This is a genomic window from Amycolatopsis sp. cmx-8-4 (assembly GCF_046548675.1).
GTDB lineage: Bacteria > Actinomycetota > Actinomycetes > Mycobacteriales > Pseudonocardiaceae > Amycolatopsis.
In genome coordinates, this window is sequence record NZ_JAEBDZ010000002.1 from 638,778 (window position 1) to 662,316 (window position 23,539).

Consider the following 23,539-nt stretch of genomic DNA (forward strand, 5'->3'; position numbering starts at 1 on the left):
AATGGCCCATTGAGGGACTCTAAGTCCCTCAATGGGCCATTCACGGCTTTCGGGAGCGAACCGGGCGGATCGGGCGTTGGGTGGGTATGGGATCAGGGGAATGGGTGGAGCGGCCGCTGGCCGGTGCGGACAGCGTCACGCCGGCCGAGCTGTACGAGCGGGGGAAGCGGCTCCGGGACAAGACGCCGGTCACCGCGCACGACCACGAGGCCGCCGCGAAGGACCGGCCGACGCCCGCGCAGTACTTCGAGGCCAGTGGCAAAGGACGGCTGCCCGAGCTGGTCGAACTGCGCCGTGAGCGGATGCTCGCGTCACCGTTCACCTTCTTCCGCGGCGCCGCCGGGCTGATGGGCGCCGATCTCGCGCGCACACCCGTCTCCGGCCTCGAAGCCCAGCTCTGCGGCGACGCGCACGCCGCGAACTTCGGGCTCTTCGGCACGCCCGAGGGCAAGATCGTGATGGACATCAACGACTTCGACGAGACCGTCCCCGGCCCGTGGGAGTGGGACCTCAAACGGCTCGCCGCGAGCCTCGTGCTCGCCGGGCGCGAGGGCGGCATCGGCGAGTCCGGCTGCCGCGAAGCCGCCGAGGACGCGGCGAAGTCGTACCGGCGGACCATCCGCGCGCTGGCCGAGCTGCCGTTCCTGCGCAGCTGGAACGCGCTGCCGGACTCGTCGGTGCTGTCGAAGGCCCGCGCGGACGAGCTGATCGACGACTTCGCCGACGCCGCCGAGAAGGCCCGCAAGAACGACAGCGCCAAGGTCGCCGCGAAGTGGACCGAGCGCGTCGACGACCACCGGACGGGCCTGGCGCGCCACCGGTTCGTCGAGGATCCGCCGGTGCTGACGCACGTCGACGAGCAGACCGCGGAGGCCGTCGCCGCCGGGCTGGCGTCCTATGTGGACACCCTGCGCGAGTCGCGGCGGACGCTGATCTCGCGCTACCGCCTCGCCGACGTCGCCTTCCGCGTCGTCGGCACCGGCAGCGTCGGGCTCCGCAGCTACGTCGCGCTGCTGCACGGCAACGACGACGAAGACTTGGTGCTGCAGGTGAAACAGGCGGCGTCACCGGCGCTCGGGCCGTACCTCGACCTGCCCGCGGCCGAGCACGAAGGCCGGCGGATCGTCGACGGCGCCCGGCTGGTGCAGGCCGAGACCGACATCCTGCTCGGCTGGACCACGATCGACGGCGTCCCGTACATCGTCCGCCAGTTCCGGAACCTCAAGGGCGACATCGACCCGGCGGAGCTGGAGAAGGACCACCTCGACGACTACGGCCGGCTCGCCGGGGCGCTGCTCGCCCGGGCCCACACGCGGTCGCTGCACCCGCAGCTGCTGTCCGGCTACTTCGCCGACGACTCCGAGCTGGACGAGGCGATCGGCGCGTACGCCGTGCGCTACGCCGACCGGACGGAGGCCGACCACGCCGCCTTCTCGGGGACCTGACCGGACAGGAAGCCGGTCAACGCTGGAGAACGAATTCCCCGCCGTGCTAGATCTTCGTGAACGGGTGACGGCGAGGGAGGCGGCGTGGCGGATCTCAAACGGCGGTCGGTGCTCACGGGAGCGGTCGCGACGGCGTTGGCGGCCACCGCCGCGCCCGCGCTGGCCTCCCCCAAGCGGCGGGCGTTCCGGCTGGGCGTCAACTACACGCCCTCGACGCGCTGGTTCCACATGTGGGAGGACTGGCGCGAAGCCGACCTGCGCCGCGACCTCGACGACATCGCCGCGCTCGGGCTCGACCACATCCGGATGATGCTGCTGTGGCCGGCGTTCCAGCCCGAGCCCCACCTGGTCAGCGGCGAGAAGCTCGACCGGCTGCACCGGTTTCTCGACCTCGCGGGCGCGGCCGGCCTCGACGTCGAGGTGACGGTCTTCAACGGCCACATCTCGGCCCGCTACTGGACGCCGAACTGGCTGCAGACCACGCCGGAGCCGGTCAACTGGTTCACCGACCCAGCGGCCCTCGACGCCCAGCGCGCGCTGCTCACGGCGCTGGCCGCACGGATCGGGAAGCACCCGCGGTTCCTCGGGTTCGACCTGTCGAACGAGCCGTACTACTACTGGGACTCCTTCGCCGGCCTCGCGGTGACGCCGCAGCAGGCCGACGCGTGGGCGCACACCCTGTGCGAGACGGCGGAGAGCGTCGCACCGGGAAAGGCGCACACGGTCGGCTGCGACCGCGCGCCGTGGGACAACGGCCGCTACTTCACCCGCGCCGGCCTGGCCGACGCCGGGAACGTCGTGGCGATCCACCCGTGGACGTCGTTCTTCGGCACGCTCAAGACGACGCCGCTCGGCGCGTTCGAGACGCACAACGCGGAGCGCCTGATCCAGGTGGCCCAGGCGTACGCGACGGACCCGGCGAGGCGGTGCTGGATCCAGGAGGACGGTGCGGCCCCGTCGATCCACTTCAGCGACGCGACCCGCCCGCGGTACGCCGAGTGGCTGTCCCGCTCGATCCGCAACGCGGCGTCGTGCGCGCACACGCTGGGCTTCACGTGGTGGTGCTCCCACGACGTCGACCCGGCGCTGGTCCCGAACCTGAACCCGCTGGAGTACGACCTGGGGCTGTACACGAACGACCGCCGCCTCAAGCCCGCCGGCCGGGCGTTGAAGGCGCTGGTGGCGGAGTTCGATCGCACCCCGCCGGAACCGGCGCCGCGGACGACGGCGATCGTCATCCCGGACGCGGACCCGGCCCGGGGCTCGGACCGCTTCTTCGCACTGGCCGGCGCCGGGACGCGGGCGGCGTTCGTGCTGCAGAGCCGAGCCGGCGACGCGGACTACCTGGCGCAGCGGGGCATCACGGAGCTGGTACAGCCCTGACCAGGGCGGCGACGTCCGCCGCGCAGCCCCGGGACCGGGTGACGACTACCCTCGCGGGGGTGAGGACGATGTGGGCGCTCGCCGCCGGGTGCGGTCTGCTGGCCCTCCTGCTGGGGCTTCCGTTCGCCGGCGGTGACACGCCCAGTGCGCTCGACTCGGCCGCCGCGGCCGCCGTCGCGCACCTGGGGCCGGCGGCGGCGCGGATCCTGGTGCTGCCGACCGAGCCGTACGTCGTGTTCGCGCTGGCCGCCGTCGCCGTCTTCCTCTGCCTGCGCGCCGGGCGGCGGTGGGAAGCCGCGCTCGCGCTGGGCGGGCCGCTGCTGGCGATCCTGCTCAACACCTGGCTGCTCAAGCCGCTGTACCACCGATGGAAGAACGACACGCTCGTCTACCCGAGCGGCCACACCGTCAGCCTGGTCGCGGTGCTGACCGTGCTGGTGCTGCTCACGCGCAAGACCTACGTCGTCGTGCTGAGCGCCGTGGCGCTGCTCGCGGCCACGGCCGGGCTGATCGGCATGGGCTACCACTACCTCACGGACGTCGTCGGCGGGACGCTGTTCGCGGTCGCCGTCGTGCTCGTCACGTGGTCTATGCCGCGTCGCGTGCCAGCGCCGTCAACCGGCTGATGGCGCGCAGGTACTTCTTGCGGTAGCCGCCCTCGATCATCTCCTCGGTGAACAGCGCCGGCAGCGGGTCGCCCGAGACGACGACCGGGATCGCGCGGTCGTAGAGGCGGTCGGCCAGCGCCACCAGCCGCAGCGCGACGTTCTGGTCCGGCGCCGGGTGGATGCCGCGCAGGTGCACGCGGGTGACGCCGTCCAGCAGCCGCCCGTACCGCGACGGGTGCAGCTCGCCCAGGTGGGCGCACAGCGCGTCGAAGTCGTCCACAGTGGACCCTTCGTGGGCCGCGACGGACGCCTCCAGCTCGTCGGCGGAGACCGGCGGCGGCGCGTCCGGCAGGCCGCGGTGCCGGTAGTCGGGGCCGTCGACGCGCACGACGCCGAACCGGGCCGACAGCGACTGGATCTCGCGCAGGAAGTCCTCGGCGGCGAAGCGCCCCTCGCCGAGCTTCTCCGGCAGGGTGTTCGACGTCGCCGCGATGTACACCCCGGCGTCCATCAGCTCCTGCAGCAGCCGCGTGACCAGCGTGGTGTCGCCCGGGTCGTCCAGCTCGAACTCGTCGATGGCCAGGATCCGGTGCTCCGACAGCCGCCGCACGGCCTCGGGGAAGCCCAGCGCGCCGACAAGGTGGGTCAGCTCCACGAACGTGCCGTACGCCTTCGGGGACGGCGCCGCGTGCCACGCCGAAGCCAGCAGGTGGGTCTTGCCGACGCCGAAGCCGCCGTCGAGGTAGAGCCCCATCGGACCGGACGGCGCCGGAGAGGAGCCGCCGAAGAGCCGGAACTTCTTCTTCTCCGGTCGCGCGCCGATGCGGCCGGCGAACGCCGAGCAGGCCTCGACCGCGGCGGCCTGGCTGGGCTCGTCCGGGTTCGGGAGGTAGGTGTCGAACCGCACCGCGTCGAAGCGCGGCGGCGGCACCAGCGCCGTGATCAGCTCGTCGGCGCCGAGCACGGGACGGCGGTCGGTCAGGTGCGCGGGCATGGTCGCAGAGCCTATCCGCCGCCCCGATCGGCCCCGGATCACCGGTGAGTAGCCACATCCCCCGGTGGAGAACGGGTTTCCGGGCGTGCTGGGATGGTTGGGTGCGGAGCGTGTGGCCACCATCACCGGGCGAGCTGACCGGGGCCGACCTGGAGGCGATCTACGCCTACCCGGCGGCCCTCGACCGGTCGTGGGTCCAGGTCAACTTCGTGGCCTCCGCCGACGGCGCCGTCGAGGTCGGCACGACGTCCGCGGGCCTCTCGCACGCCGCCGACCGCGAGGTCTTCCTGCTCGGACGCGATCTCTGCGACGTCGTCCTGGTCGGCGCCGGCACCGCGCGCGCCGAGGGCTACCGCGGGGTCCGGGCGAGTGCGAAGCGGCTCGAGCGCCGGCGCCGGCTCGGGCTGGCGGACGTCCCGCCGATCGCCGTCGTGACGCGCACCGCGGACCTCGACCCGCACTCTCCGTTGTTCACCGACACGATCGTGGCCCCGATCGTGGTCACGACCACCGGCGCCGACACCGCGCACCTGGGCGGCGTCGAGGTCCTGCGCGCCGGGGACGACGACGTCGACCTCGCGCTCGCGCTGGACCTGCTGGCCGGGCGCGGCCTGCGCCGCGTCGACTGCGAAGGCGGGCCGCGCCTGTTCGCCGAGCTGATCGCCGCCGACCTCGTCGACCAGCTGTGCCTCACCGTCGCGCCGCTGCTCGTGGCGGGCGGCGCCGGGCGCATCGCCGCGGGTCCGGCCCTCGCGGCGCCGCGAGGGCTCGCCCTGGCGTCGATCCTCGTCGAGGACGGCTTCACGCTCCTGCGCTACCGCCGGGGTGGCGGATGACCGACGACGTCACGCTGGTCGAACGGGCCGCCGGCGGCGACGAAGCCGCGTTCGGCGTGCTGGTGCGGCGGCACACGCCCCGGATGTACCGGGTCGCGCTGCGGATCACCGGGAGCGCCGGCGAGGCCGAGGACGTCGTGCAGGAGGCGTGGCTGGCCGCCTGGCGCTCGCTGGGCGGCTTCCGGCACGAGTCGGCCGTCTCGACGTGGCTCTACCGCGTCGTCACCAACGGCGCCCTCGCGATGCTGCGCCGCCGGAAGCCGACGATCTCGCTGGACTCACCCGAGCCCGCCGGGCAGTCCACTCTGGACAGTGCGCTGCTCGCGGCGGCCGAGCCCGGGCCGGAGGGGCGCGTCGTGCGCGCCGAGGAGGTCGACGCCGTGCTGCGCGCGATCGGCCGGCTCGAGCTGTCCCAGCGGGTGCCGCTGGTGCTGCGCGAACTGGAAGGGCTGAGCTACGAAGAGGTCGCCGAAGTGCTCGACGTGAACGTCGGCGCCTTGCGCTCCCGCCTGCACCGGGCCAGGGTGGCGCTGCTCGCCGAGCTGAGGGAGCGGTGATGGACCCGGAACAGGACCCCCGCTGGGACGCCGTGCGCGCGGCCGCCCGCCGCCGGGTGCCGACCCCGCCCGGCCTGGTCGAACGCGTGCTGCGCACGGTGGCCCGCGGCCGCCGGACGGCGGTGGACGTGCCCGGCGAGGAAGGCAGCCTGCGCGTGACCGAGCGGGTCGTCGGCCGCCTGGCCTCGGCGATCGCCGCCGCGCGGGCGCCGGCGGGCGTGCGGATCTCGGCCGTCGGGGTCGAGGACGACGTGGTCCAGGTGCTGGTGTCGGTCCGCTTCGGCCTCACCGCCGACGAAGCCGCCGAGACGCTCCGGCGGGAGATCACCGCGGAGCTGTCGCGGCAGCTGGGCGTGGCCACCGTGGTCAACGTGCACGTCGTCGACGTCCACCCCGACTGAAACATTCCCCCGAATGGGTGACCTTGCGTGAGAGCCCCGTGGTCGCGGGCATCGTAGGAACGACAAGACCGCTCGAAAGGAGCCTGCAGGCATGCATCCGGAACGGACCGAAAGCCCCGGCCTGGTGACCCCGCTCAACGAGGAGGGCGCCGCCGGCCGCACCACGATCTCGTCGCTGGTGGTGCAGAAGGTCGCCGGGATGGCCACCCGCGAGGTCACCGGGGTGCACGCGCTGGGCGGCGGCATGTCGCGGGCGTTCAGCGCCCTGCGCGAGCGCATCCCCGGCTCCGGCACGGTCACCACGTCCGGCGTCTCGGTCGAGGTCGGCGAGAAGCAGACCGCGATCGACCTCGACGTCGTCGTCGAGTACGGCGCGCGCATCGCCGACCTCGCCCGCGCGGTGCGGCGCAACGTGATCACCGCCGTCGAGCAGATCACCGGCCTCGAGGTGATCGAGGTCAACATCGCCGTCAACGACATCCACCTGCCGGGCGAGGACGAGCCCGAACTCCCGTCGCGGGTGGAGTGACCGCGCGGGGCGCACGGGACGACCCGGAGGCCCGCGCGGCCTTCCGGGAGTTCGTGCGCACCCACCACCCCGACGTCGGCGGCGACCCGGCCGAGTTCGCCGCCGGGCTCGCCCGGTTCCGCGCCGGGCGGTCCGAAGTGGACTCGGAGAGGGGTGACGCCCGGTTCGACGCGCCGATCCGCTTCGTGGTGAACCGCCGCGGAGTGGCCGCGGTGCTCGCGCGCCTGCGCAAGCGCCGCCGTCCGCCCCGCGTGCAATGACCTCCCTGTATGAACTTCTCCCCGCCTGTCCTTGGAGGACAAAGTGAACGCAACGCAGACCGGGCTCCTGGCCGGGCTCATCCTCGGCCTGGCCGCGACCCAGGGGTTCACCGCGTTCCTGGTGACCCTGGCCGTCGGGATCATCGGGCTGGTCGCCGGCCGGGTGCTCGACGGCGAACTCGACCTCGGCGAGCTGTTCGGGAAGGGCCGCGACAAGTGAGCAGGCTCCTCGACGTGCCGCGCGAGCTCGCCGAACCGGACGAGCGCGGCACCCTCACCATCGGGCACGCGGTGGTGCGCAAGGTCGCCCAGCACGCCGCCGACCAGGTGCCCGGCACCGCGCGGGCCGGCAAGAAGGGCGCGAACGCGCGGGTCGGCGGCCACGATGACGAGGTGGATCTGGCGCTGGACCTCGCCCTGCACTACCCAACGGCGGTGCGCGCGGTCGTCGGCGTCGTCCGCGAGCGGGTCGTCGAAGAGGTCGAGCGGATCACGTCCTACCAGGTGCGGACCCTGGCCGTGACGGTGTCGGCGCTGCTGCCCGACGTCCCGCCGAGGGTGCGGTAACCGTGCGCCTGGTCGTCCGGCTCCTGTCCACCCTGCTCGGCCTGGCCTTCGCCGGCGCCGGGATCCTGCTCGCGCTCGAGGTCGGCTGGCACTGGTGGCGCCCGGGGTCCGGGCCGCTGCTGGTGCCGTGGCCGCGCTGGCAGAGCGAACTCGCGTCCCTCGGCTGGGACGCCTACACCGTGCGTGTGGGCGCCGTCGTGCTCGCCGTCGCGGGCCTGGTGCTGCTGCTGTGCGCGCTGGCCGCCGGCAACCGCGCGGTCCGGCTGACCGACCCGGCCGACGAGGTCAGCGTCTCGACGTCCCCGCGGTCGCTGGCCCGGCTCGTCGGGCTCGTGGTGCGGGCGCAGGACAACGTCGCGGGCGCGACGGTCACCGCCAGCGCCCGCCGGGTCCGGGTCCGCGCGACCAGCAGGCTCGAAACCGAGGGCGAGCTGCGGCCGCGCCTGCTGGAGACCGTGGCCACGCTGCTCGACGACGTCCCGCTGGCCCGGCGGCCGAAGGTCAGCGTCGTCGTCGACTCGCCGAAGGACCGCCGATGAGCAGGTCAGTCGCCACGAAGGCGCTTTCCCGGTCGTACGCGGGCGAACGCGTGCTGACGTTCCTCGTCGGGCTGCTGGCCCTGCTCGGCGGCGCGCTGGCGCTGGTCGTCGGCGCGGGCTGGCTGGGCGAGTTCCGCGGCCGGCGCCCGCTGCTCGACCCGATGGCCGTCGAGTGGCTGGGCGGGCACGCCACCCCGGCCCGCGTCGCCGCGATCGTGCTCGGCCTGCTCCTGTTCGTGCTGGGCCTGCGCTGGGCGGTGCGGTCGCTGCGCCCGGAACCGCGGCCCGACCTGGCCCTCGACGACGCCGAGGGCGCCGAGCTGGTCGTCACGGCGGGCGCGATCTCGGGCGCGGTCCAAGCCGACGCGGAGCAGCTCGACGGCGTCAGCCGCGCCCGGGTCCGCGCGGTCGGCTCCCGGACTTCTCCCGCGTTGCGCATCACCCTGTACCTGCACGAGGGCACCGACCTCAAGCGCGTCTGGGAAGACCTCGACCTGCGCGTGCTGACCAGGGCGCGCGCCTCCCTCGGCCTCGACGTCCTGCCGACGGCCGTGCGCCTCGAGCTCGACACGGGCCAGGCCAAACGCGTGCGCTGAGCGGCGTTGTTCCGCAGAATGCCGTCATGCCCCTACCGCTGCAGCCGCCGCTGAAGCCGATGCTCGCCAAGCCCGCCAAGGCCATCCCGGACTCCGGCGGCCTGCTGTTCGAGCCCAAGTGGGACGGCTTCCGCTGCATCGTGTTCCGCGACGGCGACGAGCTGTACCTGCAGTCCCGTGCCGAGAAGCCGCTCAACCGGTACTTCCCGGAGGCGGTCGCGCGGCTGCTCGAGATCCTGCCGCCGAAGGTCGTGCTGGACGGCGAGCTCGTCGTCGCGCGGGACGGGCGGCTCGACTTCGACGCCCTCACCGAGCGGATCCACCCCGCCGAAAGCCGCATCACGCTGCTGTCGGCCGAGCAGCCCGCCGAGTTCGTCGCGTTCGACCTGCTCGCCCTCGGCGACGAGTCGTTCCTCGACGAACCGACGTCGGCCCGCCGCGAACGGCTCGAGAAGCTGGCCGACGGCCGGATCTCGCTCACCCCGGCGACCACCGACCCCGACACGGCGCGGCACTGGTTCGAGCTGTTCGAGGGCGCCGGCCTCGACGGCGTCATCGGCAAGCCGCTGGACGAGCCGTACGCCCCCGGCAAGCGGGTGCTGCTCAAGTACAAGCACCTGCGCACCGCCGACTGCGTGCTGGCCGGGCTGCGCTGGCACGTCGACGGCGGCCCGGGCGACCTCGTCGGCTCGTTCCTGCTCGGCCTGCACGACGACGCGGGCGTGCTGCACCACGTCGGCACGATCGGGTCGTTCCCGAAGGACCGCCGTCGCGAGCTGGCCGAGGAGCTGGCGCCGCTGATCACCGACGGCGAGGACCACCCGTGGGGCGGCAAGGCCACCGGCGAGGCGCAGCGGATCCCCGGCGGGATCACCCGCTGGCGCGCCACCGAGCACGAATGGGTGCCGCTGCGGCCCGAGCGCGTCGTCGAGGTGGCCTACGAGAACACCGAGGGCGGCATGCCGTCGCGGTTCCGGCACAACGCGCGGTTCGTGCGGTGGCGCCCGGACCGCGAACCCGCGTCGTGCGACTACGGCCAGCTCGACGAGCCGGCCCGCTACGACCTCGACGCCGTGTTCCGCGGCCAGGTGGTGCGTACCCGCTAACCCGCGTCCCACACCGGACGTGGAAAGCTCACGGATGTTCCGGCCTTGATCTACGTGAGGACTTCGCCCGTGCGCCGCCGTTCCCGTCTCCTGGTCGCGCTGCTCGCCCTGGCCTCCGCCGCGGGCTGCGCCGCGGGGCCGTCGGTGCGCCCCGCGCTGGTCGAGAACGACGGCCCGGCGAAGTCGACGGCGGCCGGCGCCACGCCGCCGGTCCCGCTGCCGCCGCTGGGCGAGCCGCAGTCGTCGACGCTGAAGTGGTCCGACTGCGACGACGACACCCGCCAGCGGATCGGCACCCCGCCGGTGCCGGACAGCCTGCACTTCACCTGCGCCCGCGTGTCGACCCCGGTCGACGCGCCGGGCGAGCCGCGCCGCTCGGTCATGCGGCTGCTGGCGCTCAAGGTCGGCGCCGGGCCGGTGCCGCTCGTCGTCGTCAACGACGTCGGCGGCGAACCGGGCACGATCTACGCCGCCCGCCTCGCCACCACGCTGCCGCCGGCGTTCCTGGAGAAGTTCTCGCTGATCGGCCTGGACCGGCGCGGCACCGGGATGTCGGGCGCCGTGCAGTGCGTGCCGGCCGAGATCCGGCACGACCTGATCGACGCCGACCCGGCGCAGGGCGGCCTCGCCGACGTCCTGGACGCCGCGCGCAAGGCCGGTCAGCAGTGCGCCATCGAGCTGGACGACGCGCAGACCGCGCTGGACAGCTGGCGCGCCGCGGGTGACCTCGACGAGCTGCGCAAGCAGCTGGGCATGGACCGGCTCAACGCGCTCGGCCGCGGTGACGGCTCGAAGGTGCTTTCGGAGTACGCCGTGCGCTTCCCCGGCCAGGTCGGCCGGATGGTGCTCGACGGCGTGCCCGACCCGGGCCCGGACTCGGCCGCAGTGCTCGACGCCGTCGCGGCCGGCGCCCAGTCCACTTTGGACGCTTTCGCGGCCGACTGCGCGGCGCGCGGGTGCTCGCTCGGCGACCCGAAGGCCGCCCTCGCCACCCTGACCGACCAGCTGCGCACTTCGCCGCCGTCGAACGACGACGGGAGCGCGTTCGGCCCGGGCGTCGCGATGTTCGCCGTCTACTCCGGACTGGCGCAGCGCGCGCGCTGGCCCGAGCTGGCCGACGCGATCACGGCGGCCAAGGGCGGGACCATCGCGCCGCTGGCCGCGTTCGCCGCGCCGGCGCTGCACGACACGCGGGCCCAGCCGTCGCGGCTCGACTCCACGATCGCGACGCACTGCAACGACAGCCAGACGCGCCTGTCGGCCGACCAGCTCGACCAGGTCGTCGGCGGGATGCGCGCCAAGTACCCGCAGTTCGGCGCGGTCGTCGCCCAGGAGCTGGCGTGGTGCGGCCCGTGGCCGGTGCGGACCGAGCCGCTGCCCCCGGCGGGCGCCCCGGGCGCGCCGCCGATCCTGGTCACGGCCACCGCGGCCGACCCGGTCACCCCGCAGGTGGGCACCACCCGAGCGGCCGACCAGATGCCGTCCGCGGTGACGCTGACCTGGCAGGGCGCGGGCCACGGCGCGCTCGGCGCGTCCCCCTGCGTGACGGACGCGGCCCGCGGCTTCCTCATCGACGGCAAGATCCCCGCCGACGGCACCCTCTGCCCCGCCTGACCCCGTAACTCGCGTGATCCGGCACGTGACTCACGTGATTGAAGCCGGAACTCGCGAGTTCCGGCTTCAATCACGCGGGATCCGGATGTGATCACGCGAGTTACGGCTTACTGGCGGTAGGACTCGACCTCGGAGACCGGGCGGGCCTGGGCGTCTTCCGGGTTCTCGTGGAACTCGGTTTTCGCCCGGCGCTGCCGGAGCAGGTCCCAGCACTGGTCCAGCTGCTGCTCGACCGAGGTGAGCCGGTCCTTGTCGGTGCCGGCCAGGCCCACGCCCACCGAGCGCGACCGGAGCTCGTGCTCCTCCGCGATCAGTTCGTCGATCCGGCCCAGGATCTCGCTGTCGGCCATGTGTCCTCCTCGGGTCACGCGGGTTTCGCTCGTGCAGACGCTACCGCGCGCCCGGGAATTCCCGCCGCGCCCACGTCGTTGACCAGGTCATGAGCACCGTTGAGCTGACCGCCGAGAACTTCGACCAGACCCTCGATGACCACGAGTTCGTCCTCATCGACTTCTGGGCGAGCTGGTGCGGCCCGTGCCGTCAGTTCGCGCCGGTGTACGAGAAGGCGTCGGAGAAGCACGAGGACATCGTGTTCGCGAGCGTCGACACGGAGGCGCAGCAGCAGCTCGCGGCCGCCTTCGACGTCCGTTCGATCCCGACGCTGGCGATCATCCGCGACAAGACCCTGATCTACGCCCAGCCCGGCGCGCTCCCCGAGCCCGCCCTGGAAGAGCTGATCAAGCAGGCGCGCGACATCGACATGGCCGAGGTCAAGCGCAAGGCCGCCGAAGCCGAGACGGCCGAGCAGGCGTAACACCGAAAGCCGTGAAGGCCTCCTTACCGGCCATAAGAGCCGGTAAGGAGGCCTTCACGGCGTTTCAGGACCGGGTGGCCAGGCCGCGCAGGAAGAACCCGAGGTTGGCCGGGCGCTCCGCGAGACGGCGCATGAAGTAGCCGTACCACTCGTCGCCGTAGGGCACGTAGACGCGCATCCGCGAGCCCGACGCCGCGATCCGCGCCTGCTCTTCCGGGCGGATGCCGTAGAGCATCTGGAACTCGTGGTCGTCGGACGACCGGGTGTGCTCGATCGCCAGAGCCGCGGCGATCTCGATCATCCGCGGGTCGTGCGAGGCCACCATCGGGTAACCCTGCCCGGCCATCAGGACGCGCAGGCAGCGCACGTACGACTTGTCGACGTCGCCCTTGTCCTGGAAAGCGGCGGACTCCGGCTCGGCGTAGGCGCCCTTGCACAGCCGCACCCGCGAACCCGGGCCGGACAGCTCGCGGCAGTCCTGCTCGGTGCGCCGCAGGTACGCCTGCAGCACCGCGCCCACCCACGGGTACTCGCCGCGCAGCTCCCGCAGAATGCCGAGCGTCGAGTCCGTGGTGGTGTGGTCCTCCATGTCGAGCGTCACGGTCGCGCCGACCGCTTCCGCCGCGGCGCAGATCTTCCGGGCGTTCTCCAGCGCGACGTCCTCACCGTTCGACGGCAGGAACTGGCCCACCGCCGACAGCTTCACCGAGACGTCCGCGCCGGAAGCGAGCCCTTCCGAGGCCAGCGCCGACAGCACGGCTTCGTAGGCCGCGACCGTCGCCGCCGCCTGCGCGGCGTCGGTGGTGTCCTCACCCAGGTGGTCGAGGGTGATCCGCCGGCCGCCGGCCGCCAGTTCCCTGGCCACGCGGACGGCGTCGGCGGTCTCGGACCCGGCGACGAAGCGGCGCACCACGGATCGCGTGGCGGGCACCGCTTCGACGAGCCGCCGGATGCCCTTGGAGCGGGCGGCGGCGAGCAACGGGGCACGCAGCATGACGGGACCTCCTCAGCCCTGGTGGGGGTAGCGGACGCTGGTCGGCGGGACGAAGGTTTCCTTGATGGAGCGGGGGCTCGTCCAGCGCTGCAGGTTGAAGATCGAGCCCGCCTTGTCGTTGGTGCCCGAGGCCCGCGCGCCGCCGAACGGCTGCTGGCCGACGACCGCGCCGGTCGGCTTGTCGTTGACGTAGAAGTTGCCGGCGGCGAACCGCAGCGCCTCGGACGCCTTCGCGACGGCCGTGCGGTCGTTGGCGATGATCGCGCCGGTCAGCGCGTAGGACGCCGTCTCGTCGACGAGCTTCAGAACGGCGTCGAAGTCGCCGTCCTCGTAGATGTGCACCGACAGGATCGGGCCGAAGTACTCGGTCGAGAAGATCTCGTGCTTCGGGTTGTCCGAGACGAGGATCGTCGGCTGGACGAAGAAACCTTCGGTGTCGTCGGCCGTGCCGCCGGTGAGGATCTCCACCGAGGCGTCACCCTTGACGCGGTCGAACAGCGAAGCGTGCTTGTCGAACGCGCGCCGGTCGATCACCGCGCCGCCGAAGTGCGACAGGTCGGTGACGTCGCCGTAGGACAGGGCCTCAGTCTCCGCAACAAGACCGTCCTTCACCCGGTTCCAGACGCTGCGCGGGATGTAGGCCCGCGAAGCCGCGGAGCACTTCTGGCCCTGGTACTCGAAAGCGCCGCGGACCATCGCGGTGCGCAGGACATCGACGTCGGCCGACGGGTGCGCGACGATGAAGTCCTTGCCGCCGGTCTCGCCGACCAGCCGCGGGTAGGAGCGGTACCCGGCGATGTTCGCGCCGATCGTGCCCCAGAGGTGCTGGAACGTCGCGGTCGAGCCGGTGAAGTGGACGCCGGCCAGGTCGCGGTGGGTCAGGGCGACCTCGGAGACGGCCTTGCCGTCACCCGGCAGCAGGTTGATGACGCCCGCCGGCAGGCCGGCCTCTTCGAGCAGCCGCATGGTCAGGTGCGCGGCGAACGACTGCGTCGGCGACGGCTTCCACAGCACGGTGTTGCCCATCAGCGCGGGCGCGGTCGGCAGGTTGCCGGCGATCGCGGTGAAGTTGAACGGCGTGATCGCGTAGACGAAGCCTTCGAGCGGGCGGTGCTCCAGCCGGTTCCACACACCCGGCGAGCTGATCGGCTGCTCGGTGAGCACGCGGCGGCCGAACTCGACGTTGAAGCGCCAGAAGTCGGCGAGCTCGCAGGCGGAGTCGATCTCGGCCTGGGTCGCGGTCTTGGACTGGCCGAGCATGGTCGCGGCGTTGATCGTCGCGCGCCACGGGCCGGTCAGCAGGTCGGCCGCGCGCAGCAGGATGGCGGCGCGGTCGTCGTAGGACAGTGCGCGCCACTCCGGCGCGACCTGCGTGGCCGCGGTGATGGCGTCGGTCGCGTCCTGCTGGGTGGCGCTGTGGATGGTGCCCAGCACGTGGCGGCGGTTGTGCGGCTGGACGACGTCGATCTTCTCGCCGCCGCCGGGACGCTGCTCACCCCCGACGGTGACCGTGAGGTCGACGGGTTCCGCCTGGCCCAGCCGCTTGAGCGCACCCTCGAGTTCCGCGCGCTCGGCGCTGCCCGGCGCGTACGTCAGCACCGTCTCGTTCCTCGGGGCGGGGGTCTGGGTCACGGCGTCCACGGCGGCTCCTCTGCAGCGCTCTTCCAAGTCCTGATGCCCCGAACGGTAACCCCGGACACGTGTTCTGGGTTTGTCCGAACAGCTAAAATCACCGACATGAGCTTGTCCGATCGGCTGACCCGCAGGTGACGGCCGGGACGTCGCTGCGGCACGTGCTCGCCACCCTCGGCGAACCGCTGGTCGAGGTCGTCGTGGCGCCGCACGGCCTCGGCGTGCCGGTCTCGGACGTCGTCATCCTCGACCCCGAAGACCCCTTGGAAGCGAGCCCCGGCGACCTGGTGCTGGTCATCGGCGCGCGCTGCCGGGCCGCGGCACCCGCGATCCGCGCGGCCGGCCGCGGCGGTGCGGCGGCCGTGGCGGTCAAGGGCGCCGGCGGCTCCGAGGTCGCCGCGGACGCCGGTGTCGCCCTCCTCACCGTCGGCGCCGAAGCCCGCTGGGAGCAAGTGGAGTCACTCGCCCGTGGCGTCGTCGAGGCCGCCCGCGCCGGCGGCGAAGCAGCGAGCGGCGAGGTGCTCGGCGACCTGTTCGCGCTGGCGCAGACGATTGCGACCCTCACCGGCGGGCTCGTCAGCATCGAGGACACGGCCAGCCGCGTGCTCGCCTACTCCCGCGCCGGCGACGAGGTCGACGAGCTGCGGCGGCTGTCGATCCTCGGCCGCGAAGGCCCGGAACGCTACCTCGCGCTGCTCCGCGAATGGGGCGTCTACCAGCGGCTTCGCGCCGGTGAGGGGATCGTGCGGATCGACGAGCGCCCCGAGCTCGGCATCCGGCGGCGGATCGCGGCGGGCATCCACGCCGGCACGCAGCCGCTCGGCACGATCTGGGTCCAGGAAGGCGCCCAGCCGCTCACCGAACAGGCCGAGCTGGCCCTGCTCGGCGCGAGCCGCGCGCTCGCCCCGCAGCTGATCCGCGCCCGCACGCTGCCCAGCCCCGAGCTGCGGCTGCGCGAGGACCTCCTGGCGAGCCTGCTGGAAGGCAAGCTGGACGCCGAATCCGTCGCCGACGACATCGGCGCCGACCCGGCGCGGCCGGCGCAGGTGCTGGCGTTCTCCTTGGAGCGATCGGACAACCGGCAGCTGCGGCGCGCCGAGCTGGTGCACCTGATCGCCGTGCACACCGCCGCGTACCGGCGCAGCGCGCTGGTGAGCGTGATCGGCGGCCGCGTCTACGCGCTGCTGCCGGACCTGCCCGAGCACTCGGACGCCGCCGTCCTGGCGCTGGCTCGCGAGATCGCCGGCGCGGCCCGCCGGCACCTGGACGTCCCGGTCCGGGCCGCGCTCGGCGGCGTCGTGCCGCGGCTGTCCGACGCCGTCGCCTCGCGCGGGGACGCCGACCGCGTCCTGGCCACGATGGCGCGCGGGCACTGGCCGTCCGACGTCGCGTCGCTGGCCGACGTCCGCGCCGAGGTGCTGCTGTCGGAGGTGCTGGCCCACCTCGGCGACCAGCCGCGCATCCGCGACCCGCGGCTGACGGCGCTGGTGGCGCACGACGCCGAGCACGGCGGCATCCTCGTCCCCGCTGTGCTGACCTGGCTCGACGCGTTCGGCGACGTCCGCGCCGCCGCCGCGGCGCTGAACGTGCACCCCAACACCGTCCGGTACCGCGTCCGGCGCGCCGCCGAAGTGTCCGGTGTGGACTTCGGCGACCCCGCGCAGCGGATCCTCACCCAGCTGCAGCTGCGGCTCTGAATCGCTACCTTGGCCGACGTGGATCTCTTCTCGCGGTCGTGGACGGCGTTGCGCGCGGCGGTAGCCGGTCTCGAAGGCGGCCAGTGGGCCCAGCCGTCGGGCTGCACCGGCTGGCTGGTGCAGGACCTGGTGTTCCACCTGGTCCTCGACGCGCAGGACGTACTGATCACCCTGGTGACCCCGACCGACGCCGCGCCGACCATGGACGCGGTGACGTACTGGCAGCCTGCGGACCTCCCGACGGGCGTCGACGCGGAAACGGCGTTCGTCCGCCGTGGCGCCGCCGCGTACCGCGACGCCGACGGCCTCCGCCGCCACTTCGACGACCTGGCGGGCGCCGCCGCCCGCGCGGCGGCCGCGGCGGACCCAGCGCGGCGGGTGGAGACGACCGACCGGGTCATCACGACCGCCGACTACCTCGGCGTGTACGTCGCGGAATGGACGCTGCACCACCTGGACCTGGTCGCGAACCTGCCGGAGGTGGCCGGGCCGCCTCCTGAGGGGTTGGCATACACCCGGCAGGTGCTGGAGAAGTTCGCCGGCACGACGATCAACGACCAGCTGGACGACATCGACGCGCTGCGGGTGGTCACGGGCCGCCGCGCCCCGACCGAGACCGAGACGGCCTCGCTGGGCACCCTCGCCGCCCGGCTGCCCTTGGTGCTCGGGTGATCGCGCGAGAACGACGCCGTCGAAACGTCACGGATAATTGACGACACGATAGTCCGATATTCGGAATTTCATTCACCGACGTGATACCGCCCGAATTGGTCGGCAGCTCACGGAATTCAGACGGGAACGCGAAGATCGGCCAGCTCGGCCAGGGCCGCGAAAGAATCGAGACGCGCCGATCGGTCGTAGGCCGCCGTCGTCGCGAGGACTTCGTCGGCCGCGGTGGCCTCGACCAGTGCGCCCAGCCGGTCGCCCGCTTCGGCCGGTGTGCCGGAGATCTGGCCGTCGAGGGCCTCCTCCAGACGCCGGCGTTCGCGGTCGGTCATCGGCAGAGCCAGGACCTCCGCAGGCGGGGACAACGGCGGGAAGACGCCGTGGGAGCGCGAATAGACCGTCGCCCAGGCCTCCGAGACGAGCAGGCGCCGGGCCTCCGCCGCCGTCTCCGCGACGGCGATCGCCGTCGAGACCACGACGTACGGCTCCCCCGCCCACTCCGACGGCCGGAACCCGTCGCGATAACGCGTCACAGCTTCTTTCAGTGCTTGTTCGCCGCGTATCGGCGCGATCACCAGCGGCAGCCCCAGCTCGGCGGCGAGGTCCGCGCCGGAGCCGGTGGCCAGCAGGAACGGCGCGACGCGGGCGCCTTCGGCCGGGTAGGCGTGCACGCCGGGATAGCCGTGGCCGCCGGTGAAGAACCCGAGCAGCTCCCGCACCTGCGCACCGAAGTCGTCGGCGGCGTCCTTCCCGTGGCCGAGGGCCTCACGGACCCCGCCGGTGAACCCGACCGAGCGGCCCAGCCCCATGTCGATCCGGCCCGGGTGCAGCGCTTCGAGGACCCCGAACTGCTCGGCGACGACCAGCGGGCGGTGGTTCGGCAGCATCACGCCGCCGGTGCCGACGCGGATCCGCGACGTCGCCCCGGCGACGGCCGCGGCCAGCACGGTCGGCGCGGACCCGGCGACCCCGGGCACGCTGTGGTGCTCGGACACCCAGAAGCGGTGGTAGCCCAGCCGTTCGACGTCGGCGGCGAAGGCGACGGTGTCCCGCAGCGCCCGCGCCGGGGTGCTGCCGCGCCGCACGGGCGAACGGTCGAGCACGGAAAGCTTCACACCGGGTGCAACGCCCGGCGCGCGACGGGATTCCCGTCAGGGGCGCCAGCGCTCGCTGTAGTCGGCATGGTCGGCGTAGGGCAGCGCCAGCAGGCGCAGCGTGAGGCACCAGTTCGAGCCGGCCTCGTCGGCGGGCACGTGGCAGGTCTCACACCAGTATTCGCTGCCGTAGAGCGGAAAGCCGGGGACCTTCTCGGACACCGTCGTGCGGTGGGCGAGCAGGATCCGCCGGGTCGCCTCGATCTCGTTGATCATCTGGTTGACCGCGTCGAGGTCGAGGTCGGTCAGCCCGCGGATCCGCTGCTCCACGGCGACCTTCGTCTCGCCGCGGTTCATCGTGTCACCGCCCTTGGCCTTGTTGACGGCCTGCATGATCAACGCCTGCCGCGCGCCCACACGCGCGGCGAGGAATGCGATCAGGTCGTCCACGAAGGGCCTCCCTCTGGTCGAACCCGCCCCCGGCATTGTCCCGGGGAGTCGTCGATTCGGGACCGCACGTTACGCCGTCCGAGTCCATGATCGTGACGCCGAACTCGGCCGTGCAACATTTGTGACCCTATAGGCGACACCACGCGCTTGGGTGATCACTCCGCGTTCTTTTCGGGCGGGAAACCGATAAAGGTTTTGACCACTTTCGTCGAGCGCGAGTGGCGCCCGGCACCCCTGTGGCGACGGTTACAACCCGCGCCGGACGCCGTGGCCGATCCTGCTCGGCGACTACCGCCGACCCCGAGTCAGGATTCCGGCTCCGGGCGGGCCTTGCTCGGCTGGACGCGCTTCGGCTCTCCCGGCATCTTCGGATAGTCGGGCGGATAAGGCAGGTCCCCGAGCCCGTGGTCGCGCAGGTCGCGCTCGTACCACTCCAGCGCCGTCTCCAGGCCGAACGCCTTGTCGTCCAGGTGCGCGTGCAGGTCGCCGTGTTCGGCGAGGAAGTCCGGGACCGTCAGGACGTCGAAGTCGTCCGCGTCGACCTCGGTCAGCATGTCCCACGTCAGGGGCGTCGACACCGTCGCGCGCGGGGTGCCGCGGACCGACCAGCTCGACGCCACCGTGCGGTCGCGGGCCGCCTGGTTGTAGTCGAGGAAGACGCGGCCGCCGCGTTCCTCCTTCCACCAGGAGATCGTCGCCTTGTCCGGGATCCGGCGCTCGACCTCGCGGCCGAGTGCGATCACCGCGTGGCGCACCTGGACGAAGTCCCACTCCGGGCGGATCCGGACCAGCACGTGCACGCCGCGCCCGCCGGACGTCTTCGGGTAGCCGGTCAGCCCGGCGGCCTCCAGCACCTCGCGGACGACCTGGGCGACCCCGACCGCGTCGGCGAACCCGGCGCGGTCCGGCGGGTCGACGTCGATCCGCAGCTCGTCCGGGTGATCGACGTCCGGGCGCCGCACCGGCCACGGGTGGAAGTCGAACGTGCCGAGGTTGGCCGCCCACGCGAACACGGCCGGCTCGGTCGGGCACACCTCGGCGGCCTTGCGGCCCGAAGGGAACGTGATCTCGGCGGTCTCCACCCAGTCCGGGGCGCCCTTCGGCAGGCGCTTGGCGTAGAACCAGTCGCCCTCGACGCCGTCGACGTAGCGCTTCAGCGTCGTGGGCCGCTCGCCGATCGCGCGCAGCAGCGGCTCGCCGACCGCCAGGTAGTACTCGACGACCTGCCGCTTGGTGATGCCGCGCTGCGGGAAGTACACCTTGTCCGGGCTGGAGACGCGGACGCTGCGCCCGCCCACCTCGTAGGTCACCGGGTCACCGTGCTTGGGCATGAGGCCACGCTAGCGGTGATCGCGCCGCCTGGCTCCCGCGAGAATGCCGTCACTTTCACGTGAAAGTGACGCTGTAGCGTTGAGCGAGTGTCCGGCCGCACCAAGATGATCGTCGCGCTCGCCGTGCTCGCCCTCTTCGCGGCGGCCGCGGTGCTGGTGCCGATCCCGGGGCCGGCCGAGCTGCGCGCCTGGGCGGCGGCCACCGGCCCGGCCACCCCGCTCATCCTCTTCGTCGCGTACTCGCTGCTCACGGTGATCCCGATCCCGCGGACGGTGTTCAACCTCGCGGCCGGCCTGCTGGTCGGCACCGCGGCCGGGATCGCGATCGGGCTCGTCGCCACCACCGTCGCGGCCGGCCTGTCGTTCGGGCTGGCCCGGCTGCTCGGCCGGGACCTCGTCACCCGGCACCTGCACCGCGCGTCGGTGCGGGCGGTCAACGACCGGCTCTCCGACGGTGGCGTCCTGGCCATCACGTCGCTGCGACTCATACCCGTAGTGCCCTTCGCGCCCTTCAGTTACCTCTGCGGGGTGTCGTCCGTACGGCTGACCCCGTACCTGGTGGGTACGCTGCTCGGAAGCGTGCCCGGCACCGTCGCGGTGGTCGTGCTCGGGGACGTCTTGACCGGCGACACGCCGCCCGCGCTGCTCGCCTGTTACGGCGTCTTCGCGCTGGCCGGGGCGATCGGGCTGGTCAGGGTGGTCCGGAAACGGGCGCCGGTGGCACCGGTACCCGAACCGGAGCCCGCCGGTCCGGCTGGCTGACGCGAACAGCACACAGCCGCCCGCTACACTCGATTGGGTGCGCGAAGCGGGTACGCGCTGAGCAGGGTCACCATCACCGGGCAATTTCGTCAGGAGCAGTCGCCATCGACACCGGTCAGCTGATCGCGGGGCACTACCGTCTCGTCGAGCACATCGGAAGCGGTGCCATGGGAGTCGTGTGGCGCGCGACCGACGTGCGCCTCGAGCGCGACGTCGCGATCAAGCAGATCCTCCCCCAGCCGGGCGTCTCCGAGACCGAGCGCGACAACATGCGCCAGCGCGCGATGCGCGAGGCGAAGAACGCGGCCCGGTTCCAGCACCCGAACGCGATCGTGGTGTTCGACATCGCCGAGCACAACGGCGACCCGTGCCTGGTGATGGAGTACCTCAACGGGCCGAGCCTCTCCACGATCCTCTCCGAGGAGGGCACGCTGCCCCTCGGCCGGATCGCGCGGATCGGCGAGCAGGTGGCGTCGGCGCTGGTCGCCGCGCACCGCGCCGGGATCGTCCACCGCGACGTCAAGCCCGGCAACATCCTCATCGACGAGACCGGCACCGCGAAGATCACCGACTTCGGCATCTCGCGCGCGGCCGGCGACATGACGCTGACGGCGACCGGCCTGATCGGCGGCACGCCCGCGTACCTGGCGCCCGAGCTGGCGCGCGGCGCCGACCCGGTGCCCAGCTCCGACGTCTTCGCCCTCGGCGCGACCCTCTACCAGGCCATCGAGGGCACCACGCCCTACGGCAACACGACCAACCAGCTCGCGCTGCTCTACGCGGCCGCGAACGGCCAGATCAACCCGCCGGTGCAGGCGGGCGGGGCCACCGCGCTGCTGATGAGCCTCCTGCGCAGCGAACCGGGCGAGCGCCCGTCCATGGCCGAGGCCCGCGAACGGCTGGCCGCGCTGGCCCGGACCGAGCCGGGCGGCATGTCGGCGTCACCGCCGCTGCTCTCGGGTGGCGGGGGCCGCAAGCCCGCCGCTCCCCCCGCGGACAGCGGCGACCGCCCGCCGTGGCAGCGGTCCGACCAGCAGAAAGCACCCTCGTCGCCGCCGGTCGGCACGCCGGTGCCCGCGGGCAAGGCGCCGTCGAACCCGCCGCGCCCGACCGCCGCGTTCATGCCGATGCGGTCCCCGGCCGCGCCGCCGAACACCCCGCCCAGACCGGTACCCGCGGCTTCGGCCCCGTCGGCGAGGGCGCCGCAGTACTCGACGGCCACGGCCAAGCCGGACAACAAGCGCAAGTACGCGATCTTCGCCGGCGCGGGTGCCGCGGTCGTCGTGGTCGCCGTGATCATCTTCCTGATGGTGAACTCCGGCAGCGGCGGCACGGGCGGCAACCAGAGCGCGCAGTCCCCGGGCGCCCCGACCAGCGCGCCCGGCACCGCGCCGAAGAGCAGCAGCGGCGCGCAGAGTGCCACGAACGTCCCCGCGGATCTGGGCAAGACCGCGCCGGAAGGCAAGATCAGCGACTACGGCGCCGCCGGCCGCGCGCTCACCGCGTTCTACGACAGCCCGTCGAGCGGCTGGTCGAAGCTCACCCCGGCCGCGCAGCAGGTGTACGGCAGCGAGCAGGCCTTCACCGAGTACTGGGGGAACAACAAGGCCCCCAGCTACAGCACGGCCCGCGCCGACAGCGGCGGCGCCAACTCCGACGGCTCGATCACGATGAACCTGACGGTCAACGGCGTCCGCGGCGGTTACCGGATCGTCACGGTCGGCGGTCAGATGCTCATCGACGCCGACACCAGGCTCCCCGGCTCGGCCTCCCGCTAGTGAGACTTAACGCGCCGCTGGTGGGCTGAGCGGCCCCGATGGCCTACCGTGGTGCTATGGCCGAGAGCGGAGCTTCGCCGCCGGGCGGGAACCCTCGCTTCCACGAGGACCTGGTCGGGCTGGACCCGTTTGACCCGGAGGCGCGCGCGTTCGCCGAGCACCTCGACCGGATCGAACGATCCGGTCCGAACTACACCATCGAAGCCGCGCTCGACGGCGTCGCCGACTTCGCCGATTCCAGCAACCGCCTCGGTGGCCTGCGCTACTGGGTGTCCGCCCTGATCGTCGTGCTGATCGTCCTGGGAGTGATAGTCGCCGCATGGGACATCGTGGTGCACGCCCTCGCGTGGCTCGCGGCGTAACGTGGATCGGGTGAAAGGTATGAAACCCGTTGTCGGCGCCACCCCTCGCGTCGTGAAGTCCGAGCAGGAATGGCGGGCGGAGCTGGGCCCGGAGGAGTACGCCGTACTCCGCCAGGCCGGCACCGAACGGCCGTTCACCGGCGAGTACACCGACACCAAGACGACCGGCGTCTACGCCTGCCGCGCCTGTGGTGCCGAGCTGTTCCGCAGCGACACCAAGTTCGAGAGCCACTGCGGCTGGCCGTCGTTCTACGACCCGGCGGACTCCGACGCCGTCCTGCTCCGGGAAGACCGGGCCATGGGCATGAAGCGGATCGAGGTGCTCTGCGGCTCCTGCCACAGCCACCTCGGGCACGTCTTCGAAGGCGAGGGGTACGCGACCCCGACCGACCAGCGCTACTGCATCAACTCGATCTCGCTGAAGCTGGAACCGCAGTCCTGAACCCGCAGTCCTAAATCCTCCTTAAGCCTGCAACCCTCCGCCCTTCCTCGAACGTAGTCTCCGCACACGGACGAGGGAGGGC

At 72.7% G+C, this 23,539-nt stretch carries 28 protein-coding genes; 21 read left to right on the forward strand and 7 right to left on the reverse strand.

What is annotated here, in order from left to right; translation table 11 throughout:
• Positions 1 to 86 precede the first annotated feature (86 nt).
• The 3 genes from ACLJQZ_RS05730 (at position 87) to ACLJQZ_RS05740 (ending at position 3,454) form a co-directional block, all read left to right on the forward strand.
• On the forward strand, positions 87 to 1,445 hold the full coding sequence (locus tag ACLJQZ_RS05730; RefSeq protein ID WP_410618989.1) for a DUF2252 domain-containing protein: 1,359 nt from the start codon (positions 87 to 89) through the stop codon (positions 1,443 to 1,445).
• A gap of 84 nt (positions 1,446 to 1,529) precedes the next feature.
• Positions 1,530 to 2,828 (forward strand): glycoside hydrolase 5 family protein, encoded by a 1,299-nt coding sequence (locus ACLJQZ_RS05735; RefSeq protein WP_410618991.1) that lies wholly within the window; start codon positions 1,530 to 1,532, stop codon positions 2,826 to 2,828.
• Positions 2,829 to 2,896: 68 nt separating this feature from the next.
• A complete protein-coding gene (locus ACLJQZ_RS05740; RefSeq protein ID WP_410619071.1) occupies positions 2,897 to 3,454 on the forward strand; it encodes a phosphatase PAP2 family protein in 558 nt (185 codons plus the stop codon).
• On the opposite strand, the gene zapE is transcribed toward ACLJQZ_RS05740, so the two are convergent.
• Positions 3,417 to 4,430: a cell division protein ZapE gene (zapE, locus tag ACLJQZ_RS05745; RefSeq protein ID WP_410618992.1), complete on the reverse strand. Its 1,014-nt coding sequence runs from the start codon at positions 4,428 to 4,430 to the stop codon at positions 3,417 to 3,419. The two genes, ACLJQZ_RS05740 and zapE, sit on opposite strands and share 38 nt — an antisense overlap.
• A 101-nt stretch (positions 4,431 to 4,531) precedes the next feature.
• Between zapE and ACLJQZ_RS05750 the strand changes: the two genes are divergently transcribed.
• The 11 genes from ACLJQZ_RS05750 (at position 4,532) to ACLJQZ_RS05800 (ending at position 11,435) form a co-directional block, all read left to right on the forward strand.
• Positions 4,532 to 5,266 carry a dihydrofolate reductase family protein gene (locus ACLJQZ_RS05750; protein WP_410618994.1) on the forward strand — a complete coding sequence of 245 codons (735 nt, stop codon included), beginning with the start codon at positions 4,532 to 4,534 and terminating at the stop codon, positions 5,264 to 5,266.
• Complete coding sequence (locus tag ACLJQZ_RS05755; RefSeq protein ID WP_410618996.1) at positions 5,263 to 5,823, forward strand: RNA polymerase sigma factor; 561 nt, start codon at positions 5,263 to 5,265, stop codon at positions 5,821 to 5,823. Before ACLJQZ_RS05750 ends, ACLJQZ_RS05755 begins: the two co-directional genes overlap by 4 nt.
• Positions 5,823 to 6,224 carry a hypothetical protein gene (locus tag ACLJQZ_RS05760; protein WP_410618997.1) on the forward strand — a complete coding sequence of 134 codons (402 nt, stop codon included), beginning with the start codon at positions 5,823 to 5,825 and terminating at the stop codon, positions 6,222 to 6,224. The genes ACLJQZ_RS05755 and ACLJQZ_RS05760 overlap by 1 nt, the downstream gene beginning before the upstream one ends.
• Before the next feature lie 91 nt (positions 6,225 to 6,315).
• The gene (locus ACLJQZ_RS05765) at positions 6,316 to 6,753 is read left to right on the forward strand and encodes an Asp23/Gls24 family envelope stress response protein (RefSeq protein ID WP_410618999.1); all 438 of its coding nucleotides are present in this window, start codon (positions 6,316 to 6,318) and stop codon (positions 6,751 to 6,753) included.
• Positions 6,750 to 7,013: a hypothetical protein gene (locus ACLJQZ_RS05770; protein ID WP_410619000.1), complete on the forward strand. Its 264-nt coding sequence runs from the start codon at positions 6,750 to 6,752 to the stop codon at positions 7,011 to 7,013. The genes ACLJQZ_RS05765 and ACLJQZ_RS05770 overlap by 4 nt, the downstream gene beginning before the upstream one ends.
• 43 nt (positions 7,014 to 7,056) lie before the next feature.
• A complete protein-coding gene (locus ACLJQZ_RS05775; protein WP_013224542.1) occupies positions 7,057 to 7,233 on the forward strand; it encodes a hypothetical protein in 177 nt (58 codons plus the stop codon).
• Positions 7,230 to 7,580 (forward strand): hypothetical protein, encoded by a 351-nt coding sequence (locus ACLJQZ_RS05780; RefSeq protein ID WP_410619001.1) that lies wholly within the window; start codon positions 7,230 to 7,232, stop codon positions 7,578 to 7,580. The genes ACLJQZ_RS05775 and ACLJQZ_RS05780 overlap by 4 nt, the downstream gene beginning before the upstream one ends.
• A 2-nt stretch (positions 7,581 to 7,582) precedes the next feature.
• Positions 7,583 to 8,119, forward strand: a complete 537-nt coding sequence (locus ACLJQZ_RS05785) for a DUF6286 domain-containing protein (RefSeq protein ID WP_410619003.1) — start codon at positions 7,583 to 7,585, stop codon at positions 8,117 to 8,119.
• Positions 8,116 to 8,715: an alkaline shock response membrane anchor protein AmaP gene (locus tag ACLJQZ_RS05790; protein ID WP_410619004.1), complete on the forward strand. Its 600-nt coding sequence runs from the start codon at positions 8,116 to 8,118 to the stop codon at positions 8,713 to 8,715. The genes ACLJQZ_RS05785 and ACLJQZ_RS05790 overlap by 4 nt, the downstream gene beginning before the upstream one ends.
• Before the next feature lie 26 nt (positions 8,716 to 8,741).
• The gene (locus ACLJQZ_RS05795) at positions 8,742 to 9,821 is read left to right on the forward strand and encodes an ATP-dependent DNA ligase (protein WP_410619005.1); all 1,080 of its coding nucleotides are present in this window, start codon (positions 8,742 to 8,744) and stop codon (positions 9,819 to 9,821) included.
• Between the two features lie 69 nt (positions 9,822 to 9,890).
• On the forward strand, positions 9,891 to 11,435 hold the full coding sequence (locus tag ACLJQZ_RS05800; protein WP_410619006.1) for an alpha/beta hydrolase: 1,545 nt from the start codon (positions 9,891 to 9,893) through the stop codon (positions 11,433 to 11,435).
• A 107-nt stretch (positions 11,436 to 11,542) separates the two neighbouring features.
• Here the strand turns inward: ACLJQZ_RS05800 and ACLJQZ_RS05805 are convergent, their stop codons facing one another.
• On the reverse strand, positions 11,543 to 11,785 hold the full coding sequence (locus ACLJQZ_RS05805; RefSeq protein WP_247049070.1) for a DUF2630 family protein: 243 nt from the start codon (positions 11,783 to 11,785) through the stop codon (positions 11,543 to 11,545).
• A gap of 89 nt (positions 11,786 to 11,874) precedes the next feature.
• Here ACLJQZ_RS05805 and ACLJQZ_RS05810 point away from each other — a divergent pair, with 89 nt between their 5' ends.
• Entirely contained in the window at positions 11,875 to 12,249 is a 375-nt protein-coding gene (locus ACLJQZ_RS05810; RefSeq protein ID WP_410619007.1) for a thioredoxin family protein, read from the forward strand.
• A 64-nt stretch (positions 12,250 to 12,313) separates the two neighbouring features.
• On the opposite strand, the gene ACLJQZ_RS05815 is transcribed toward ACLJQZ_RS05810, so the two are convergent.
• Both ACLJQZ_RS05815 and pruA read right to left on the reverse strand, forming a co-directional pair.
• Positions 12,314 to 13,243 (reverse strand): proline dehydrogenase family protein, encoded by a 930-nt coding sequence (locus tag ACLJQZ_RS05815; RefSeq protein WP_410619008.1) that lies wholly within the window; start codon positions 13,241 to 13,243, stop codon positions 12,314 to 12,316.
• Between the two features lie 12 nt (positions 13,244 to 13,255).
• Complete coding sequence (gene pruA, locus ACLJQZ_RS05820; protein ID WP_410619010.1) at positions 13,256 to 14,884, reverse strand: L-glutamate gamma-semialdehyde dehydrogenase; 1,629 nt, start codon at positions 14,882 to 14,884, stop codon at positions 13,256 to 13,258.
• A gap of 125 nt (positions 14,885 to 15,009) precedes the next feature.
• Here pruA and ACLJQZ_RS05825 point away from each other — a divergent pair, with 125 nt between their 5' ends.
• On the forward strand, positions 15,010 to 16,572 hold the full coding sequence (locus ACLJQZ_RS05825) for a PucR family transcriptional regulator (RefSeq protein ID WP_410619011.1): 1,563 nt from the start codon (positions 15,010 to 15,012) through the stop codon (positions 16,570 to 16,572).
• A gap of 18 nt (positions 16,573 to 16,590) precedes the next feature.
• The gene (locus tag ACLJQZ_RS05830) at positions 16,591 to 17,244 is read left to right on the forward strand and encodes a maleylpyruvate isomerase N-terminal domain-containing protein (protein ID WP_410619012.1); all 654 of its coding nucleotides are present in this window, start codon (positions 16,591 to 16,593) and stop codon (positions 17,242 to 17,244) included.
• 116 nt (positions 17,245 to 17,360) lie between these two features.
• Here the strand turns inward: ACLJQZ_RS05830 and ACLJQZ_RS05835 are convergent, their stop codons facing one another.
• The 3 genes from ACLJQZ_RS05835 to ligD form a co-directional block, all read right to left on the reverse strand.
• Positions 17,361 to 18,341: an LLM class flavin-dependent oxidoreductase gene (locus ACLJQZ_RS05835; protein ID WP_410619013.1), complete on the reverse strand. Its 981-nt coding sequence runs from the start codon at positions 18,339 to 18,341 to the stop codon at positions 17,361 to 17,363.
• A 48-nt stretch (positions 18,342 to 18,389) separates the two neighbouring features.
• Positions 18,390 to 18,782, reverse strand: coding sequence for a DUF6221 family protein (locus tag ACLJQZ_RS05840; RefSeq protein WP_247049063.1), 393 nt, complete (start codon positions 18,780 to 18,782; stop codon positions 18,390 to 18,392).
• Positions 18,783 to 19,087: 305 nt separating this feature from the next.
• A complete protein-coding gene (ligD, locus tag ACLJQZ_RS05845; RefSeq protein WP_410619016.1) occupies positions 19,088 to 20,113 on the reverse strand; it encodes a non-homologous end-joining DNA ligase in 1,026 nt (341 codons plus the stop codon).
• 87 nt (positions 20,114 to 20,200) lie between these two features.
• On the opposite strand from ligD, the gene ACLJQZ_RS05850 reads away from it, so the two are divergent.
• The 4 genes from ACLJQZ_RS05850 (at position 20,201) to msrB (ending at position 23,457) form a co-directional block, all read left to right on the forward strand.
• Complete coding sequence (locus ACLJQZ_RS05850) at positions 20,201 to 20,875, forward strand: TVP38/TMEM64 family protein (protein WP_410619017.1); 675 nt, start codon at positions 20,201 to 20,203, stop codon at positions 20,873 to 20,875.
• 167 nt (positions 20,876 to 21,042) lie between these two features.
• Positions 21,043 to 22,653 (forward strand): protein kinase domain-containing protein, encoded by a 1,611-nt coding sequence (locus ACLJQZ_RS05855; protein WP_410619018.1) that lies wholly within the window; start codon positions 21,043 to 21,045, stop codon positions 22,651 to 22,653.
• 56 nt (positions 22,654 to 22,709) lie between these two features.
• Positions 22,710 to 23,015, forward strand: a complete 306-nt coding sequence (locus ACLJQZ_RS05860; RefSeq protein ID WP_328458657.1) for a hypothetical protein — start codon at positions 22,710 to 22,712, stop codon at positions 23,013 to 23,015.
• 19 nt (positions 23,016 to 23,034) lie between these two features.
• A complete protein-coding gene (gene msrB / locus ACLJQZ_RS05865; protein ID WP_247049057.1) occupies positions 23,035 to 23,457 on the forward strand; it encodes a peptide-methionine (R)-S-oxide reductase MsrB in 423 nt (140 codons plus the stop codon).
• The last annotated feature ends 82 nt before the right edge of the window (positions 23,458 to 23,539 follow it).